At 52.2% G+C, this 18,896-nt stretch carries 23 protein-coding genes; 13 read left to right on the top strand and 10 right to left on the bottom strand.

All coding sequences use genetic code 11. The features are described 5' to 3' along the window. Window positions 1-110: 110 nt before the first annotated feature. Window positions 111-1,238, bottom strand: coding sequence for a YfbR-like 5'-deoxynucleotidase (locus tag KNP68_RS03320; RefSeq protein WP_214756074.1), 1,128 nt, complete (start codon window positions 1,236-1,238; stop codon window positions 111-113). Beyond that, window positions 1,238-2,269: an ion channel gene (locus KNP68_RS03315; RefSeq protein ID WP_214756072.1), complete on the bottom strand. Its 1,032-nt coding sequence runs from the start codon at window positions 2,267-2,269 to the stop codon at window positions 1,238-1,240. The genes KNP68_RS03320 and KNP68_RS03315 overlap by 1 nt, the downstream gene beginning before the upstream one ends. A 103-nt stretch (window positions 2,270-2,372) precedes the next feature. On the opposite strand from KNP68_RS03315, the gene KNP68_RS03310 reads away from it, so the two are divergent. The 6 genes from KNP68_RS03310 (at window position 2,373) to KNP68_RS03285 (ending at window position 5,965) form a co-directional block, all read left to right on the top strand. Further along, window positions 2,373-2,831 (top strand): hypothetical protein, encoded by a 459-nt coding sequence (locus KNP68_RS03310; RefSeq protein WP_021066042.1) that lies wholly within the window; start codon window positions 2,373-2,375, stop codon window positions 2,829-2,831. Beyond that, a complete protein-coding gene (locus tag KNP68_RS03305) occupies window positions 2,828-3,193 on the top strand; it encodes a hypothetical protein (RefSeq protein ID WP_021066041.1) in 366 nt (121 codons plus the stop codon). Before KNP68_RS03310 ends, KNP68_RS03305 begins: the two co-directional genes overlap by 4 nt. After that, window positions 3,190-4,413 carry a glutathionylspermidine synthase family protein gene (locus KNP68_RS03300; protein WP_029594613.1) on the top strand — a complete coding sequence of 408 codons (1,224 nt, stop codon included), beginning with the start codon at window positions 3,190-3,192 and terminating at the stop codon, window positions 4,411-4,413. Before KNP68_RS03305 ends, KNP68_RS03300 begins: the two co-directional genes overlap by 4 nt. Further along, window positions 4,410-4,823, top strand: coding sequence for a DUF350 domain-containing protein (locus tag KNP68_RS03295; protein ID WP_021066039.1), 414 nt, complete (start codon window positions 4,410-4,412; stop codon window positions 4,821-4,823). Before KNP68_RS03300 ends, KNP68_RS03295 begins: the two co-directional genes overlap by 4 nt. A gap of 61 nt (window positions 4,824-4,884) precedes the next feature. Beyond that, window positions 4,885-5,394 carry a hypothetical protein gene (locus KNP68_RS03290; RefSeq protein ID WP_029594611.1) on the top strand — a complete coding sequence of 170 codons (510 nt, stop codon included), beginning with the start codon at window positions 4,885-4,887 and terminating at the stop codon, window positions 5,392-5,394. Between the two features lie 22 nt (window positions 5,395-5,416). Continuing rightward, on the top strand, window positions 5,417-5,965 hold the full coding sequence (locus tag KNP68_RS03285; protein ID WP_029594610.1) for a hypothetical protein: 549 nt from the start codon (window positions 5,417-5,419) through the stop codon (window positions 5,963-5,965). 61 nt (window positions 5,966-6,026) lie between these two features. On the opposite strand, the gene KNP68_RS03280 is transcribed toward KNP68_RS03285, so the two are convergent. Then, window positions 6,027-7,127, bottom strand: coding sequence for a globin domain-containing protein (locus KNP68_RS03280; protein WP_058764904.1), 1,101 nt, complete (start codon window positions 7,125-7,127; stop codon window positions 6,027-6,029). 189 nt (window positions 7,128-7,316) lie between these two features. Here KNP68_RS03280 and KNP68_RS03275 point away from each other — a divergent pair, with 189 nt between their 5' ends. Then, on the top strand, window positions 7,317-7,757 hold the full coding sequence (locus KNP68_RS03275; RefSeq protein WP_021066036.1) for an RrF2 family transcriptional regulator: 441 nt from the start codon (window positions 7,317-7,319) through the stop codon (window positions 7,755-7,757). A gap of 42 nt (window positions 7,758-7,799) precedes the next feature. Here KNP68_RS03275 and KNP68_RS03270 read toward each other — a convergent pair whose 3' ends face one another. Together KNP68_RS03270 and KNP68_RS03265 are read right to left on the bottom strand one after the other, a co-directional pair. Continuing rightward, window positions 7,800-8,267, bottom strand: coding sequence for a hypothetical protein (locus KNP68_RS03270; protein WP_251131443.1), 468 nt, complete (start codon window positions 8,265-8,267; stop codon window positions 7,800-7,802). A gap of 59 nt (window positions 8,268-8,326) precedes the next feature. Next, entirely contained in the window at window positions 8,327-9,259 is a 933-nt protein-coding gene (locus tag KNP68_RS03265) for a ring-cleaving dioxygenase (RefSeq protein WP_214798673.1), read from the bottom strand. A 119-nt stretch (window positions 9,260-9,378) separates the two neighbouring features. Here KNP68_RS03265 and KNP68_RS03260 point away from each other — a divergent pair, with 119 nt between their 5' ends. From KNP68_RS03260 to KNP68_RS03240, 5 genes are all read left to right on the top strand, one after another. Then, complete coding sequence (locus tag KNP68_RS03260) at window positions 9,379-9,588, top strand: helix-turn-helix transcriptional regulator (RefSeq protein WP_214756067.1); 210 nt, start codon at window positions 9,379-9,381, stop codon at window positions 9,586-9,588. Next, window positions 9,585-10,049, top strand: coding sequence for a hypothetical protein (locus KNP68_RS03255; RefSeq protein WP_021066033.1), 465 nt, complete (start codon window positions 9,585-9,587; stop codon window positions 10,047-10,049). The genes KNP68_RS03260 and KNP68_RS03255 overlap by 4 nt, the downstream gene beginning before the upstream one ends. A 133-nt stretch (window positions 10,050-10,182) precedes the next feature. Continuing rightward, a complete protein-coding gene (locus KNP68_RS03250; RefSeq protein WP_214756066.1) occupies window positions 10,183-11,511 on the top strand; it encodes an MATE family efflux transporter in 1,329 nt (442 codons plus the stop codon). Next, complete coding sequence (gene gshAB / locus KNP68_RS03245; protein ID WP_029594606.1) at window positions 11,495-13,786, top strand: bifunctional glutamate--cysteine ligase GshA/glutathione synthetase GshB; 2,292 nt, start codon at window positions 11,495-11,497, stop codon at window positions 13,784-13,786. Before KNP68_RS03250 ends, gshAB begins: the two co-directional genes overlap by 17 nt. A 77-nt stretch (window positions 13,787-13,863) precedes the next feature. Next, window positions 13,864-14,364: an SRPBCC family protein gene (locus KNP68_RS03240; protein ID WP_029594605.1), complete on the top strand. Its 501-nt coding sequence runs from the start codon at window positions 13,864-13,866 to the stop codon at window positions 14,362-14,364. 85 nt (window positions 14,365-14,449) lie between these two features. Here KNP68_RS03240 and KNP68_RS03235 read toward each other — a convergent pair whose 3' ends face one another. From KNP68_RS03235 to KNP68_RS03215, 5 genes are all read right to left on the bottom strand, one after another. Beyond that, complete coding sequence (locus KNP68_RS03235) at window positions 14,450-15,523, bottom strand: threonine aldolase family protein (RefSeq protein WP_029594604.1); 1,074 nt, start codon at window positions 15,521-15,523, stop codon at window positions 14,450-14,452. A gap of 49 nt (window positions 15,524-15,572) precedes the next feature. Beyond that, window positions 15,573-16,553: a zinc-binding dehydrogenase gene (locus KNP68_RS03230; RefSeq protein WP_131471521.1), complete on the bottom strand. Its 981-nt coding sequence runs from the start codon at window positions 16,551-16,553 to the stop codon at window positions 15,573-15,575. A 58-nt stretch (window positions 16,554-16,611) separates the two neighbouring features. Further along, window positions 16,612-16,869 carry a hypothetical protein gene (locus KNP68_RS03225; RefSeq protein ID WP_029594602.1) on the bottom strand — a complete coding sequence of 86 codons (258 nt, stop codon included), beginning with the start codon at window positions 16,867-16,869 and terminating at the stop codon, window positions 16,612-16,614. Between the two features lie 29 nt (window positions 16,870-16,898). Further along, a complete protein-coding gene (locus KNP68_RS03220; protein WP_029594601.1) occupies window positions 16,899-17,789 on the bottom strand; it encodes an acyl-ACP desaturase in 891 nt (296 codons plus the stop codon). A 153-nt stretch (window positions 17,790-17,942) separates the two neighbouring features. Further along, the gene (locus KNP68_RS03215) at window positions 17,943-18,323 is read right to left on the bottom strand and encodes a VOC family protein (protein WP_029594600.1); all 381 of its coding nucleotides are present in this window, start codon (window positions 18,321-18,323) and stop codon (window positions 17,943-17,945) included. Window positions 18,324-18,402: 79 nt separating this feature from the next. On the opposite strand from KNP68_RS03215, the gene KNP68_RS03210 reads away from it, so the two are divergent. Next, on the top strand, window positions 18,403-18,888 hold the full coding sequence (locus tag KNP68_RS03210; RefSeq protein WP_029594599.1) for a GNAT family N-acetyltransferase: 486 nt from the start codon (window positions 18,403-18,405) through the stop codon (window positions 18,886-18,888). Window positions 18,889-18,896: the final 8 nt, after the last annotated feature.

Below are 18,896 nucleotides of genomic sequence, written 5' to 3'. Positions count from 1 at the left end.
CCACCTCCTATATCATTCATTGATATATCTTACCGTTAGTATATATCGTTGAATGATATATGTCAATAAATGATACAAAAAAAGCCGCAGACAATTTGTCTGCGACCTTCTTAACTGGTGACGTAATCTAAATCGTGCAAGATGTACGCCAAGAAGAACAACATGCTCGGGTTCTCATAGCGCATCTGCACTTTCCGGAGTTGCTCTCGATACGTGACTTCATATTCGGCCCCGTTCATTTTTCGCTCCATGTTCATCTTGATAAGCGCGTCGAGCTTGTCCATCATATCGACGAGCATGCCTTCATACGTGTCATCTTTCGAGTCGGCCATATAGCGGCGGAATGCCGGCTGCATATAGTCCGGGAGGAGCGACAACAGCGCCTCGCTCTCGGCCCGTTCGTATGCCTCGAACGCCGCCCCGGTCTCGGCGGTCGAATGCTTCACCGGTCCGAGCACGTCCCCGGTCACCCCTTCTACGAGGTCGTGACAGAGAAGTCGGGCCGTCAGTTCGGCGACATCGACGTCGACATCATACTTCTCACGCTCCAACAAGCCGCTGAACATCCCGAGCGCAGCCGCCCGGAAACCATGGATGGCGTCATTGTCGTCAATCGTATTGAAACGGCCTTTCCACCGTCTGACACTGTCCATCCGCATGACGTTCTCAATGAACGTCGCCACGTCGGTCTCTGCCTCGACTTGTTCGTGTAGCCAGCGGACCGATTCGAGCGGATGTTCGCGCAATGCCGCTTTCATCTCCTCCAACTTCGCGACGAAATGGGGCGAGCCGTGTCCGACTTCTCGCCGGACGAACAGCATCGCGTCGAACGAGTCGATTCCATCGACGAGACGCCCTTCGAACGAGTCGTCTTCTGCCTCGACGAGGAAACGATAGAAGTGTGGCCGCAGTGACTGCGACAACAACTCCACAAGACCGAGACTCGCCGTCCGCTCCATCCGTTCGATATGTTCTTTGAGCGTCGGTTCTTTTTTCGTCCGGTGCATGATCGGGCCGGTCTGCACTTCGTTCATATCATGGAACAGCGCCTTGCCGAGCACGTCGAGCAAGTTGACGTCCTGTCCCCGGTTCTCTTCGTAGTATGCCGCGATCAAGCTGAAAACAGCGACGCGGAAACTATGGCTTGCCGCATTGTCGTGATAGTGCGGCGCATACTCGTCCCAACGTTGCACGTTCTGCATGCGTGTCATCTTGCGGATAAACGTTCCGTTATACATCAAATTCCTCCTTGGTTCAGTCGCTCCCACGAGTCATCGTGACAGACGACGTACAACATATCGTTCGCTTGAAGCGGTGTATCGAGCACCGTCGCGTAATCGAGACGGTCGTTGACGGCGATTAACGTGACGCCTTGATGCAACAAGCTTTCCGCTGCATCCCGAATCGTCGTCCATCCTGGTTTCGGCGCGAGCGCCTGGATGTTGCCCCCCGACTGTTTACTGAGCAGTTGACGGAAGATCGACGTCGTCCCCGGCTGCAGCGTCGCTTTCGCCATGAGCAGTGAGACTGAGTCGTTCGCGAGAATGAAGTCGTCAATCCGGACGTGCTTGAATTTCGAGATGTTCCGCTCCTCGCAAACTTCAACGACCGTATGCAAATCGATACCTCGTTCGGACGAAAGCGCTTCGACCGCTGACGCGATTAAGAGCGACTTCCCGTCGGCGAGGAGCGTCTCCGTGATGCGGGCATCCGCGAAGATACCGACCCGGCGTGCCTTTAAAATGTTGGCCTGCAAGAGCACGGCCTCGTCCGACGCGTCACCCTGGACGAAATGGACGTTATCATGGTCGTACGGTTCTTCTTTCAACTGATCGATTAAGACGATCTCGGCCTTCGGCTCATAGACGAGCACCTCATCGATGGCCTTCTTTGTCTTCGGTGACCAGCCGATATAGACGTAATGCCCTTCTCCTCGATACATGAGCTTTCCCTCCCGTTTTAACCGTTGAAACGTCGCACCGACTTCAACGAGTTTTCCAATCAACGCCCCGATAATCCCAATCCCGAACAGGAACAAGAATATCCCGAGCCAGCGTCCTGCGACCGATGTCGGGAAAAAGTCACCGTATCCGACGGTCGTGAGCGTCGTCATCGTCCACCAAAACGAGTCGAACATCGACGGGAACGTCTCGGGCTCGAGCACAAACCCGAGGACGGTACCGGTCAAGATGATGCCGAGCGATGCCAGGACGACGTTCAAAAACGATAATTTCGATAATCCGCGCCAGACACGAAAAAAGATATGCACAGAAAATCCCCTCCTTTTCCTATATACTAGAGACAACTTACTTGATTTACGAAACCACGTTACGTTCGGTTCCGTATAGAAAGAAAAAAGAAAGGACGACGTCATGAACTCAATCGTTTTAGAATATCGACTTTATAAAAATGAGCTTTCCTTCGAGCCACTCTACCATTATACATCGCTCGGCCTCGATGAAGTACTCGCCCGCCGCGAATGCGAATTTTTCGTCAAGGACGGCATGACCTACAAACAGCGCTCATCGGCGCTCGAAGGCGAACAATACTTCTTGATTTACGTCGACCGCTACACGGAAGGCCCCGTCGACAAGCACGAGACGACCGACATTAAAGTCGAGATCCGGACGCTCGACGACCGGTTCGACAACCCGATGCTCGAGGCGTATTACGTCGATCGGCATCTCGACGCACTCGCCATGCTCGGCAGTCAGTATTTGTACGTCGCCGGCAAAGAATATGAGCGCGACTCGGCCGAGACGGACGAAGATCGTGGCGTCTATGTCATTTACGTCACCCCTACAGGTTATACATTGGAGGAATCAACATGAAGACAAGCAAAAAAATCTTGAGCGGTCTGTCGGCTGCTGTCTTGACCGCATCGTTAGCCGCTTGTGGCACCGACGAAACAGAACAAGCGACGTTACCGGAAGAACCGACCGGCTATGAATGCGACGATTGGGACTGGGATGATGAGACGGAGTCATATTACTGTGACGATGATCGCTCCCCTCACTTCGGGAGCTTCTTCTTGCTCGGTAGCCTATTCAATTCAAAGAGTGCATTGAAGAACTCCTCGGCATATAAAAATTACCGCTCGAACGGTGGCGCCAGCAGCATCACCCCGAACAAATCAAACTCAGGCTCCAACTCGGGACTCGGTAGCGGTTCAAAAGGCGGCTTTGGGGGATGAAGCGAGACGCACTGTTTGGCCAAATCCCTTTCTTTTGGTCTGACTTGAACGACGAGGAGTACGCTCTTTACGACTGTCTTACCATGTCTACGGACGCGGTGGGGCAGATTCGGAAAGCGACGCGTGACGTCGATGCGATTTTCCGTAAGACGAACCGCCTATTGCGCACCCTCCCGGACGATACACTCCGCTTGCTCGGTTATCCTGAGGCGAGCCTACCGTTCCTGCGCGACAAGGCGCTGCCGCAAGAGACGATTATCGGTCGCTATGACTGGATCGTCAAAGACGGCACCCTCAAGTTGATGGAATTCAATGCCGATACACCGACGTTCATCAAAGAACTGTTCGACGTGAACGGCTATGTGACGACAGAATTCGGGCTCGACGACCCGAACGCGGCGTCGACCGAAGAGCTCAAGGCCGAACTTCGAAAAGCCGTCATCGCAGCGTGGCAACGACTCGACCGGGATGGGACACCGAAAATCGTCTTCACGGCCCATGACGACAACATCGAGGACAAATGGACGACGCGCTTCCTTCAAGAGACGCTCGATTTACCGTCCGAATTCGTCCCGCTCGACCGATTGCTCGTCAATGCGGACGGCGTCTTCACACCGTCCGGGGAAAAAGTCGACGTGTTATATCGTCAGACGTACCCGATCGAGCATCTGGTCGACGACCGGGCACCCAATGGTGATTTGATTGGCATCCGCCTGCTCGAACTGAACGCAGCCAAACACGTCTCGGTACTCAATCCGCTCTCGGCGTTTCTCATGCAGTCCAAAGGCGTCCAAGCGCTCATTTGGGAACTGTATGAGGCCGATACATATTTCGACGAAGCGGAACGTTCCATCATCGAGACATATTTTTTACCGACGTATCTCGAGCCTGATCCGTTTATCGGCCAGAGCGCGTACGTGCAAAAGCCCGCCTTCGGCCGGGAAGGCGACTCGGTCATCCTCTACGACCAAGCCGGCGTCCCGTTTCATAAAGAGACACTCCAGACGTACGCGGACGAGACGGCGGTGTATCAACAGTTCATCGAGCTGCCGACCCGTCTGACGAACACGGTCAACGGTCCGTTCGAGACGCACTACATGGTCGGCTGTTTTTGCTTGAACGGCCATCCGTCCGCCCTCGGCGTCCGCGCCGGCAGCATGATTACGAATAACCAGTCTTACTACTTAGCCATCGGCACAACAAAGGAGAATAACTTATGACGTTCATCACGCTCGATTCCATCTTGAGCTTCCTCGCTCACCTCGGCACAGGGTTTGGCCTGATTTTAGCCGGACTCGTCGTCTTCGCCCTTACGACGAAGTATTCGGAACGTAAATTGATTAAAGAAGGTAACGTCGCCGTCGCCTTGAAACTTTGGGGGAAAGCAATCGGACTCGCCATCGTCATCTACACGGTGTGGGCGAACAGCGTCAACCTGCTCGACGCCTTCATCTGGGGACTCGTCGGGATTCTTGCCCAAGTGCTCGCCTTCTGGACATTTGAATACGTCCTGACACCAGGCGTGAACTTAGAGAAAGAAGTCGAGAACGGCAACCTCGCCATCGGGATCAGCCTTTTCTCCGCCTCACTCGTCGTCGGCATCATCGTCGCCGCGAGCTTGACGTACTAATCAAACAGCCCATGCGCTCAGGATTGAGGCATGGGCTGTTGCTATAGAAAGGAAGAGACAAATGTTCAAACGAAAAATTATCGGAGTGTTGCTAGCTTGTATCGCACTTATCGCCTTGATACAAAACGGACCTACATTTTTAGAGAATCGAAAGCTTGATCGCTATTTGGCTGATGACGGGTTTCACGCCTATACATACGATCAATTTGATGAATCAAACCTCGCCCTGTTCACAAATGAGGACGAGACAATGCTTGGACTCGCCGAAATGAGTGGTGACGGGTATAGTGCCACAACTGTCGAGACAGTCGATGCAGCTCCGTTCGACTATATCGAGCTTGAACATGAAGGCACTTATTATTGGGGGGTGCGTCTCCACAACAACCCTCAAAAAGTGGCTTCTCTCCGCATCATCGGAGAGCGTATGCAAGGAGAACACGTCCTCAATCGTCCCGAAGAGGATACATTTTCTAAATATCATATCTTGAAATTACATAACGTCCCTCAAGAAGATTGGACGATTCAAACGTTAGACCAAAATGAGCAAGTCATTGACTCGATCGATTTCTGAAAACTGAACAAGGAGAGGCAAAATGTCAAAACGTGGACTCGCATTATTCCTTACAGGTATGATCATCATCATCGCCATTTCAGTCACGGCCGGTATCCGGTCTTATAACGACGAACAACGAAAACAAGCATCCGAACAGGTACAACAAGAATTGAACGACCAGATGACTGCCCAAGGGTGGTCTGCTTACGAATACCATAAATTAGAAGGATCGACCGTCACGCTATTCACGAACGCAGACGACACGATTCTCGGTCTAGGCATCATGAAAACGAACGGTGAGTTTAGTAGCTCGACCCGTGACACAATTGAAGAAACACCATTCGACTGGGCTCATCTTGGCAATGGAACAGACGAATACCTTGGGGTTCGGTTGAACAATCAACCCGAAGACGTCGTGTACTTGCGGTTACAGAATTCCGATTGGAGTAAAACCTACATGGTCAACGATCCTCGAGACGAAGGATATATCAGGACTTACTTGATTACTCTAGAGAAGACGCTACTTGGCGACTGGACAATCGAAACGCTCGACCGCGACAAAAACGTGATCCACGCTGAGCAACTATAAAAACCGCAAACCGATAACCGGTCTGCGGTGATACGACGACTGTTTTCGCAGTCGTCCTTTCTTATGCTCTAGCGAGTACGGCTGATGGACCGAAGAACTCGTAACGGGCTTGTGGAATCGTTTGGACGACCGTCTCCATCATCGCGGTCGGACCGCACGTGTAGACGTCGTGTCCCTCGACATCAAGTGCTTCGAGTTGTGTCGCACTCATGCAACCTGATACGTCATCGACGTGTGTGATGAGCTGGAGACCAGCGTTCACAAGTTCATCGAGCTCTTCACCGAGCGGACGGAGGTTCGTGCTGCGGACAGCATGGAGCAACGTGACCGAACGGCCTTGACCGAGTGCCGTTTTCGCCATGTTGAAGAGCGGTGTGATGCCAATCCCGCCAGCGACGAGTGTGAGCGGACGATCCGATGCTTCGAGCACGAATTCGCCAGCTGGGGCACTCACTGGAATCTCCGTACCGACCGTCTGCTCGTGGAGCCAGTTTGAGACGAGCCCTTCCGCTTTCGGCGCGATCCAGTAACCGTCTTCTGTCGTCTCGACGACGCTATATTGACGGTGGTGCAAGATGTCTTCCCCAGCGATACGGGCTTGAACCGAGATGTATTGACCTGGGATGGCCGTCCCGACGACGCCGTCGTTCGCTTTGATGTGGAATCGTTTCACTTCCGGTGTGTCTTCAATCACTTCAGCAACCGTGAACGGTTTGAAACCGATCCATGGTGCATCATCGTACATCTGTTTCTCGAGCGAGATGAAGACGTCGGCGATGACACCATATGCTTTCGCCCAAGCGTCGATGATATCCGGCGTCGCTGCTTCACCGAGCACGTCTTGAATCGCGCCGAGTAAGTTTTGTCCGACAATCGGATAATGTTCTGGCCGGATGTTCAAGCTCTTATGTTTATGAAGTGCCGGTTGGATGGCCGGAAGGATCGCTTCGAGACGATCGATATGGACGGCTGCCGCATAGACGGCGTTGGCGAGCGCCTCTGGCTGACGACCGCGTTTTTGGTTCGTATGGTTGAAGAATTGACGGACTTCTGGGTTGTTTTCGAACATGCGCTTATAGAAGTGACTCGTGATGGCGACACCATGGTCTTTCAAGACCGGTGCGGTTGCTTTGACGATATCCATGGTTTGTTGATCTAACATTTTGTTTCCCCCTTTTTGAAAGTTCATGTTCATTATGTGAGGTAAGTCACTTCAAAAGCAATATATAAAATACTTGTTTAGATACAAGTTCAAATTTCCGCCTTGAATCCGCCACGCTTTTTTCACATCTTCCATCATCGCGCTTTCAGACGATGTCTTGTACAATGAACGGATAAGAGGTGAAACAACATGCGGCTCACGCAAACGTGCGATTACGCACTCCGAACACTCATGTATAGCGCCACGTTCTCCCATCGTCTCGTAACGATTCAAGAAGTGGCGGACCAATATCAGATTTCAAAGAATCACGTCATGAAAGTCGTCTATGAGCTTGGCAAGCATGGGTATCTCGAATCGGTGCGCGGCCGTGGTGGCGGCTTCCGGCTCGCCCGACCGATGGAGGACATCAACGTCGGCGACGTCGTCCGGACGATGGAACCGTTCGAGCTCGTCGAATGTTTCGGCGAAGGACGATGTGTCATCGCACCCGCATGCGATTTGCGGAGCGTCTTGAACGAGGCGATGCTCGCGTTCCTGCATGTGCTCGACCGCTATACGATTGCCGACCTCGTCGCCAACCGGACGAACGAACTGGCTATGTTGCTAGGCATACAAAACCCGACGGACTGAAATAGTCCGTCGGGTTTTGTATGCCTACATGGTGTTTACGATTTATCCCCACCAACGCTTCATAATTTTCTTCACGTATAACTCAGGAGAAGTATATTCCAGGAAATGATATAAACAATTGTTCAAATCAATCTCGAGGCTTTCATCAAGTTCATTCCCGTCCTCATCGTACAACTCGAAGTGTCCATACTTCCAGTCATCATATGCGTCTTGAAGCAAATCGTGATAAGATATCCAATCCCTTCCGAAATTTGAGATGAAAGTCGGTTTCCATTGATTAATATGGATGTTGTGCAACAACTCCTCAAATGGAGACGAGTACCATTCTTTTTCTCCAAGGTTTTTTACGATGGTTTGAAACACTTCCTTCGTCATCGGCTCAACGTCCCCAGAATAGTCATAGCTGACTTTATTGAATTGGTAGGGGTGTGGAAACGACTCTACTGTTTTAACCCATTGATACGGAGGATATTTCTCGATGATGTCCCCTAACAGTTTAGAAATGACCAAATTGACCTCCTGCTCGTCCAATCGTTTCATCCTCTCACTTATGTTAGCCGTGTAACCAATTATAGCGGTTTCAACTTCGCCTCGATTTCAGCTCGTCGCAGCTCGAGAAACGGCGGCAGCGCCAAGCGTTCCCCGAGTGACTCGACCGGCTCATCGGTCGCAAAGCCCGGCCCGTCCGTCGCGAGTTCCACTAAAATCCCGCTCGGCTCACGGAAATAAATCGATTTGAAATAATAACGGTCGATCAGGCCCGAATGACTGATGCCGAATGAATCGAGCCGCTCGACCCAACGCGCCATCTCGTCGTCATCCTCGACGCGGATCGCGATGTGGTGGACACTGCCTCGTCCTGGACGCTCCGACGGTAAATCGGGACGGTCGACGAGATGAATCTCTGTCGCCACACCGCCATCCCCCGTCTCGAACACACGAACCGATTGACCGTTCCGTTCGAACTCAGACGCGAAGCGATAACCGAGCACGTCCGTCAGCACCCGCTCCGTCTTCTCAATTCGCCGCACCGTCCACTCGCTAAATCCGAGGCCGAAGACGGCGACGTCTGCCGGCACCGGTCCGTTTTTCCGCGGCGTCCCTGATCCGCCCTCGACGAGACAGAGCCGTTGCCCCTCCTCGTCCTCGAAGTAAAGCGTCGGACGACCGAGCACATCCTCTAACGGATCATGGAGTACACCGAATTCGGAAAATCGCTCAAGCCAGTACGACAATGCCCCATCCGGCACCCGAAGCGCCGTCCGCGAGATGCTGCTCGACCCTTTATACGTTTGCCCGAGAAAAGGCAGCTCGAAGAACGTCAAATCCGTCCCCGGTGTCCCCGATTCATCTGCGTAAAACAAGTGATACATCGATGGATCGTCTTGGTTGACCGTCTTTTTGACGAGTCGCATCCCGAGTACCTCCGTATAGAATCGCAAGTTCTTCAACGCGTCCCCTGTCATCGCCGACACGTGATGTTGTCCAAAAATCGCCTTCATCCGACTTCTCCCCTTTCGACTTTGATTATATTGTACCATCCACAAATAAGTAAAGTTAGCTTTACATTAAGTAAAGTTTACTTTACAATAAGGGTAGAAACAAGAAATGAGGTGGCGGCATGCCATTAATCAATCGCGTCAAAGAGTTGCGGGCCCGGCATCAATTGACCCAAGGTGACTTAGCGGCCAAAGTCGGTGTGACGAGACAGACGATCATCTCGCTCGAAAAAGGGAGCTACACGCCGTCGCTTCTGCTGGCGATGCAAATCGCGCGCATATTCGAGGAACCGGTCGAATCTATTTTCACAATCGAGGAGGAAACAAATTGAAACACGTCGTCATCCAATCCATCTCCAGCATCATCTTGTACGTCCTGATGGCATTTCTGTTCAGCTCGTTCTTGTCTGACGTGTCGACCGTCATCGAGACCGACCGATTTGAAATTGAGTTTAACTTATTGCCGCTCTTGCTGTTAGTCGGCTTCTTTATCATTTGGACAATCTATTCGTTCAAGACACGCCCGAACCAAAACTTAAGCTTTGGCCAATGGTCGGTCCGGATGACAGAATTTAGCGAAGTCGACGAACGCGAGCAGATCATCACGGCGAAAGCGACGAAAGCCGCCTACGTCTCGTTCGGGATTACTGTGCCGCTCCTCATGGCGTCATTCATGTTTTATCCGCTGTTCGAGAACGCGCTCCCCGCTTATCCGATTTACGCACTCGCCTCGACACTCATCATCTCGACACTCGTTTATATGACGACTTGGATCCGCGCCTATACCCATTAAGGAATTCACATCGAATTCCTTTTTTTGTGTCGATTTTTCGTCGAGTCGTTCCCTACGATTGCGAATTCAGTCACGTCGTGCTTATATATAACTAAACGGTTATATACTAAATGTATTGAAGGGGTCTTTCATCGTGAAAACCATCGATTTGACGACCGGTCAAGTTCAGCGCGTCATCGTGGCGCTTGCCCTCCCGCTCGTCGGCAGTTCGCTTTTACAATTCACCTATAGTCTCGTCGATATGTTCTGGGTCGGTGCGCTCGGTAGCGACGCCGTCGCCAGCATCGGCGCGGCCAGCTTTTATATCATGCTCGGTCAGGCGATTCAATCCCTTATCGTCGTCGGCGCCGGCATCAAAGTGTCGCAAGCCGTCGGACGGCGGGATCAGGCGTTGATTCAGCGCTACGTCCGGGCCGGGAGGCGGATGAACCTTGGTCTCGGCCTGTTATTCGTCACCGTCCTCGCCGCGTTCGGCCAGGCGCTTATCGGCTTTTTGAACATGGACGCACCGGCTGTCGAGCAGTTGGCGTACAGTTATTTGCTCGTCAGTGCACCGATGCTCATCTTTTCGTTCTTCAACTTGTTGTTCGCCCGACTGTTCAGCGCTTATGGCAATACGACGACGGCGATGCGCATCAACGCGACCGGGGTCACGCTCAATATGATTCTGTCGCCGCTCTTCATCTATCCACTCGGACTCGGCGTCGTCGGAGCCGGTCTGGCGACGCTCGTCGCGAACGTCGTCATGTTCGGCTTCTTCTGGCACCGGGCCCGCGTCTTGTTCGATTGGGAGGAGACGGTTGAACCGAATCGCACAGACTATAGAGAAATTCTTCGCCTCGGCTTCCCGATGGCGACCCAGCGCGTCTTGTTCACCGTCATCAGTATTTTCCTCGCCCGCATGATCGGTTCATACGGGACCGAGGCAATCGCGGCCCAGCGCATCGGGCTTCAAGTCGAGTCGGTCGCCTATATGATGATCGGCGGATTGAACGGTGCCATCGCGAGTTACACGGGGCAAAATCTCGGCGCCCGCAAAGTGGACCGGGTCCATGAGGGGTATCGGGTGACGACGCGTCTCGGTATCCTGTATACCGGGCTGATCACCCTCGTCTTTCTGTTCGTTCCGGACGTCCTCATCGGGCTATTCGTCGATGACCCGACAACGATTGACATCGGCGCGAGCTATTTACGTATCATCGGGATTTCGCTCATCTTCGCCTCATTTGAGATGATCGGGAACGGCTACTTCTCGGGACTCGGCCTGCCAAAAATCCCGGCAACGATCTCCATCGTCTTCACCGTTGCCCGCATCCCGCTCGCGCTTGCCCTCGAACCCTATCTCGGTCTCGATGCCATTTGGTGGAGCATCGCCATCTCAAGCATCATCAAAGGGCTCGTCTCCGTCCTCTATGTCCGACTAATGAAAAAGGAAGTGACTTCCCTTGCAGAAGCGATTTAATGACCTTACTAACCAGTTGTTGCGTGGCCGGTTCGCCATCGAGCGTGAGATGCTCCGCGTGACCCCTGAAGGGACGCTCGCCGTCACGAAACATCCGACAGCACTCGGTGACAAAGCGACGCACCCGTATATCACGACCGACTTCTCAGAAAGTCAGATTGAACTGATTACCCCTACGTTTCCGACCGTCGAAGCCGCGCACAACTTCTTACAGACGCTGTACGATGTCACGGCACTGAACATCGGCGATGAACGGCTCTGGCCACAGTCGATGCCGTGCGCGCTTCCGGACGGCGGCGTCATCCCGCTCGCCGACTTTGGCAGCTCTGGGATCGAGGCCGGACGCTATCGGGAGCACCTGCTCCAAAAATACGGGGCGAAAAAACAGCTCATCTCAGGCATCCATTTCAACTTCTCGTTCGCAGACGAGCTGATTGAGGCGCTCTATGAAGGATCATCCGAGCACTACGAAGGCTTCAAGAACAATTTGTATTTAAAACTCGTCCGCAACTATTTACGGACACGTTGGCTCGTCGTCTATCTGTTAGGCGGGACACCAGCTGTCCATACGAGCTATGAAGAACGTTGCGTCAGTCAGATGCAGGCGCTCAGCGAGGACGTGTATTCGAATACGACGGCGTTGTCATACCGGAATAGCGATTGCGGCTATACGAACGTCGAGCCGCTCTATCCGGACTATTCAACGCTCTCAGACTACACCGCGAGCGTGCGCCGCTTCATCGCCCAAGGTGACATCGCCAACCCGAACGAGCTCTACTCTCCGATTCGACTGAAGACGTCACAGGGCGGCAATGACTTGGAACGACTCGAGACGAACGGCATCGATTACATCGAGATTCGCAACATCGACCTCAACCCGTTCGAGAAGACCGGGATCGCCCTGTCCGATTTGAAGTTCCTGCACGTCTTCCTGCTCTACTTGACGTTGAAAGACGAGACACGGTTCGCGGACTGGCAGGCCGAGGCGTTCCACAACCAGCAACGCGTGGCGAAAGAAGGGCTATCCCCTACGCTCTTGCTGCATCGGGACGGCGAGGCGGTGGCGCTTCAGACGTACGCACGCGATTTGCTCGACGAAGTCGAAGCGTTCAATGAACGGTACACTCTGGGATTCGATGACGTCTTCGCCTCTGTCCGGAAGCGGGTTAACCATGTCGAGTCGACGTATGCGGCTCAATTGACGAATATCATGACAACCGAAGGCTACACGGCCTGGTCGCTCCAGCAAGCGGAACTATTCTATCAAGATGCGTACGCCAACCGGTTCCGGGTGCACGGCTACACGGACATGGAGCTATCGACGCAGATTTTGATAAAGGCGGCGCTGAAACGCGGCTATGCCGTCGACGTGATCGACCGTGACGACCAATTTCTCCGCATCCGCCACGGTAACCAGACCGAATATGTCAAACAGGCGACGAAGACGTCGAAAGACAATTACGTGTCGATACTTATGATGGAGAACAAGACAGTGACAAAACACGTACTCGCCGAACATGGCATCCGCGTGCCGGGCGGGGTCGAGCTGCGCACTGAAGCTGATTTACAGGAAGCCTGGTCTACATTTGCGGACGAGCCGATCGTTTTGAAACCGAAATCGACAAACTTCGGAATCGGCATCCACATCTTCAAAGACGGCACGACGTTCGAGGAGGCGCGCGGGGCGTTCCGTCATGCCCGTTCGTTCGACGACGTCGTCCTGCTCGAGACGTTCCTGCCCGGGAAAGAGTATCGTTTCCTCGTTATCGGTGACGAGGTCGCGGGCATTTTGCACCGCGTCCCGGCGAACGTGACCGGGGACGGCGTGTCGACGATCCGTGAGCTCGTCGACAAGAAGAATGAAGACCCGCTCCGTGGCAAAGGTTATAAGACACCGCTCGAGAAAATCGACATCGATGACATCGTCGTGGCGTTCCTCCGTCCACAAGACAAGACACCGGACAGTGTCCTCGCCGATGGTGAGCTCGTCTTCTTGCGTGAGAACTCGAACATCAGCACGGGCGGGGACAGTATCGACTATACAGACCGGATTGCCGATTCCTACAAACGAATTGCGGTCGAGTCCGCCCGAGCCATCGGCGCGACGATTTGCGGGGTCGATATGATGATTCCATCGCTCGAGCGTGAAGATGACTATGGCATCATCGAGCTGAACTTCAATCCGGCCATCCATATCCATTCCTTCCCGTACGAAGGCAAGGAGCGGCCGATCGGCGAGACCGTGCTCGATTTGATATTTGACGGAAAAGGTTGAAGAGGTCCATGAATCGGGAATAGAGACTACATTGATTAGACATATGCATTTTCTTTCTCGAGAATGGGGGCTTTCCAATGGAAAAAGTGAAATCTCAAGTCGAAGGCAACACGTTAGTTGTCGAACGAAGTTTCAACGCACCGCGTGAGCTCGTGTTCGAGGCTTTCTCGACACCGGCCCACCTCGAAACCTGGTGGGGACCAACTGGATGGAAGACAGAGATTCGCACGTTCGAGTTCGAACCTGGGGGCACGTGGCATTATTGCATGACGTGTGTCGATAAAGGTCAAGGTGATTATTACGGCATGGAGTCATGGGGCAAATCGACGTTCCTCGAGATCGACCCGCATCGGAAAATCGTCTATACGGACGCATTCTCGGACGCGGACGGCCACGTCAATCCCGAGCTTCCCGTCATGACAATTACCAATGAGTTCATCGATATTCCGAACGGCACGCTGTTCATTAGCCGCTCCGAATTCACGGACGCCGAGTCGCTCCGACAAGTCGTCGACATGGGAGCCGTCGAAGGTTTCACCTCACAGCTCGACCGTCTCGACGCCATCGTCTCCAGATAACAGCAAGCACCGCGCCTCGAATGAGGCGCGGTGCTTTTTCGTAAATCTGAAAAGTAACGACACGAATTAACGATACTCTCAATACTCACCGAAGTTCCGCCGGGTCTTCTAATAACGTGAACAAGCGTATAAGTTGGTTAGACTCAATCTCTCCGTACGCATCCCCGATACTGATTTCGGTCGAACAATAGCCGTCCTGCGGTACGAGATAGCCAGTGATACCGATTCCAGTCGCATCTTGAACGGCACGAATCCGGGCCGCGACCTCATCCACTTTTCCTTTAACATGAAGGTGGAACATATTCGTCACCGGGACGTTCGGTGTCGTCCATACCCCATCGAGCGCGTTGAAGCGACGCGCCAGTTCCTTCGCCTGTTCATAGTACGTCCCCATCTTGTCTTTCCGCAATTCATAGTAATAGTCGGCAGGGATGATGTACGGATACAATCCAATCAAATCCCCACCGTACCGCCGTTTCCAAACTCTCGCCTCGGTACAGAACGGTTTCGGTCCGGCCAAGATGGCGCCGGCGATGCCGCCGATGCCTTTGTAGAACGAGACGTAGACGCTGTCGAACAGCGCGCATATTTCTTCCGCGGTCTTCTCATAATAGGGGAGTGTCTCGAGCAAGCGTGCTCCATCGAGATGCAGACGAATCCCCCGCTCCCGACACAAGTGACTGATCGCCTCAAGTTCATCGAATGGTGGCAAGTAGCCCCCGAGTTCCCGTTGTGGCAACTCGATCAACAGGCAGGCGACGTCCGGCAACGCCTGTACTTCCTTGAGCGTCATCAACCGCTTGTTATCTCCGATTAAGATTGGCTCAAGGTGATGTAACTCCTTCAACCCCTCCTGTTCATGAATCTCTAAGTGACAGAGCGGATGATAGGCGACGTTTCGATTACCGGTCTCGTCCGCCCAAATCCGTAACGCAATCTGTTGTGCCATCGTGCCGCTCGGAAAGAATATCGCGTCTTCCATGCCGAGTTCTTGCGCCATTTTTTGCTCGAAGCGTTCGATGACCTCGCCCGTCCCGTAGTGGTCGCTCGCTTGATTCGGATCGACTTCGGCGAACGACTGTTGCAAGACGCCGACGTTCCGTCGGCCGTGACCGCTCAGTTGATGCGACGTTTGTTGATACGATGTCCGTAAATCCATGTCATTCCCTCCACAACAAGCCCCCTGTCCATAGACAGGAGGCCATCAGTTAGTCGCGCATGCGGACGATTAATTTACCGCGTACTTTGCGTGTTTGCAGTTGGTCAAGACCGTCTTTCAGTCGTTCGAACGGCAAGACGTCCGTGACGAGGTCGTTCAACTCGCCCGCCTCGAGCAACTTCATCAATTCTTCGGCCATATACGCCAAGTTGCGGATGGCGCGCTCATCCTCACTCGCATGGGCCGCGCCGAGAGCGACTTCATGGATGGATGGTGACAACGTAAACCCTTTCACGTCCGACGTATCCGGCGGACCGGCGATATAGGCGAGCTGTCCGCTGAACGCGAGCCGATCGAGGTCCGCCGTCGCCACATCACGTCCGACCGTATTCAAGATGAGGTCGACCCCGCGGCCGTCAGTTTCTTCTAAAATCCGTGCCGTCACATCTTCCGTGTTATAGTCGATGGCGACATCGGCACCAAGTTCTTTCACCCAGTCAAAATTATCCGGCGACGCCGTCGTGAACACCTTGAGACCGAGCTTCTTCGCAAGTTGAATCGCATAGCCACCGACTCCGCCCGCACCAGCATGGACGAGAATCGTCTCCTTGTCGCGCGTGTTCAGTTTCTGCATGATGGCCTCATATGCCGTCATCCCGGCACAAAGGATGGCCGCTGCTGCCTCGTCGCTCACTTCCGATGGCACGACGGCACAAGCACGCGCATCGACGACCGCGTACTCGGCAAAGCCGCCGTGGTTTCCGAGACTCGTATGGACGGCGACTCGTGAACCGGTAATGATATTGGCGAGGCTCGAACCGACTTCGACGACTTCCCCGACGAGGTCGACCCCGAGAATATGTGGGTACGACCAATTTGGGTTGCCGTTCGTACCGACTTTATAGTCGACCGGGTTCAATGCGACCGCTTCGACTTTGATGAGTAGTTCGCCCGCACCTGGTGTCGGACGTTCTATCTCACCGACGTGGAGATGTTCAAGTCCTGGTTGATCGAGTAACCATGCTTTCATGCTCAATACGCTCCTTCCGAAGACATCAGCTCATGACGTCTTCATAAATAGTGTTGAGTCATTTAATTTCGATTTCAAGAATAGCCTCGATTTCTTGTTCAATCTCTTTATTCACTAATTGGGAACGTTTTTTTCTCAATTCAAGATCCATTTCTTTATCAATGAAATGATTCGTATGGGTGTCAAAACAATTAAAACAAATCGAGTAAAAGTCTTTTTTCTCTTGTTTTAAGAAATCAAATTCCCACGTTTCAAGTTCTAAATAACTCACTTGATCATTCGTTTCTTTTCCACATAATTCGCAATTCGTCTTCATGATAAAAACCCCCTTTCGCATATCTACTTTTATTTATTTCTTAGCTGACGGTCTTTAATTCTTTTTAGACGTCCATGATATTTCATGATATTCGCTTGTGATTGTTTAGCTTCTTCGCTCGTAGGTTGTAGGTTGGCGATATCCCAGTATTTAACGACCACATCCAATACTTGATCAAAGTATTGTAACGGTCCATAGTTCGCATCAATGGCAATCGTTTTCATTCTCTCGTTAAAGTCTGGCATGACGGCACCCGGCATCGAGAAATTTATAATTACGTTTTCAAAATAAACAATGAAATTCGGGTCTAGTTCAAGGTGTGCTTTCACTGTATCGCGATAGAAAGCATAATGAAGCGCTTCATCTTTCGCTAAACGTCGAAGTAACGTTGCTAAATCTTTGTCATGGGCACCCGCAATTCTAGCTACATTGTTATAAAAAACTAAGGTAGCTAACTCTTGTAAAGAAGTATAAGCCATTGTTGCGAGAGGATTGGTGAAATCTGGGAACCATCCGCTTTCAACGACTCGTTTTCTCAATTCATGCAATCTCGTGGGATTTACGTTTCGTGTCACCAACAAATACGTTTCAAGCAAATTAGAATGTTGGTCTTCTTCAGCCGTCCATGTACGTACGAAATCATTTATTACTTCCATTGAATTTTTAAATGTATAATCCAAATGCGAAGTATACCAAGGTAAATTTACTTCTGTAAGCAATGCTGTTTCTACGGCAATGATGACGCCTTCTGGAAGAGTTACTTGACTCTCGTCCCATGGGACTCGTTTAAAGGACATGGCCTTGTCCCAGGGAATAAATTCGTGATAACTCCAATCAATATTTGCAGATCGTTCCTTATGTAATTGATATAATTCTTTAATACGCGGTTCTAATCGCAAATCCAAATCTGAATTTAACATGATTTTTTCCCCTTTAGTCGTTTTTTTAACTTTAAATCATTTAAATTTTTTTAACAAAGAATATGGCGTGGTCATCAAGTGGGAAAAATTAATTTTAATTAAAAACAGCACCACCGATTGCTCAATATATCTAACAATCGGAGTGCCGTTCGATCAGGCTGCGAATAGACTGATGAGGTTTCCGTCCGGGTCGATGACGATGGCGTAACGTTGCCCCCAAAACGCATCCCACGGTTCCCGATGCGAGGCATAGCCGTGCTCGACGATTGCCTCATAGCGCGCATCTAGCTCCTCCCGACTGTCGCATAAGAAGGCGAGTTCGACCCGATGCCCCGTCGCCGGTCTCCATTCCCCATACACCGATTCGGCCACTTCGACCGTGTCGAAGGCGAGTCGGACACCGCCGTCATCGACCTCGACGTGCGCTTCCCCATCCATCGCTTTCGGGATCGATAGACCGAGCATCCGATAAAAGTCGAGCGCCCGCGTCATGTCTTCGACGACGATGCCAATCATATCTAACTTGATTCCCATAAGATCACCCCAGTTTCCAAGTTGATGGTACTATGATGAGTGTAGCACTACATCCTGCTCGTGAAACGGGGAAATTCACATGACTCATCAATTCACTGTCTTGACCCAGCCACAGGCCGAAACGATTGCCTATGCGTGGCACTATGAAGGCGATTATGCGTTCTATAACATGGAAGCTGACGAGGAAGACTTAGCCGAATTTTTAGACGCCGCACAGCGTGGACAGTCCGTGTTCGCCGTCGCGTCTGATGGTGAATTGGTCGGTTTCGTGAGCGTCGCGCAAACAGATGCCGAGACGGTCGATCTCGGCCTCGGCATGAAGCCTGATTTGACCGGGAATGGGAGCGGACGAGCGTTCGTCACATCGATTCTCGACTTCGTCAACACAACATACTCGCCTCATCGCATCACCTTGTCCGTCGCCGCCTTCAACGTACGGGCGATCCGTGTCTATGAGACGTGCGGTTTCAAACAGACCGGTTCGTTTCAACAATCGACGAACGGGAGCACGTTCGCCTTCATCCAGATGGAACGTCAAGAAAGTCCTCAGAACCAACCGTTCTGAGGACTTTT

It is taken from the genome of Exiguobacterium sp. s50 (assembly GCF_018618175.1).
Lineage (GTDB): Bacteria > Bacillota > Bacilli > Exiguobacteriales > Exiguobacteriaceae > Exiguobacterium > Exiguobacterium chiriqhucha.
This window is presented reverse-complemented; position numbering and strand designations above follow the sequence as displayed.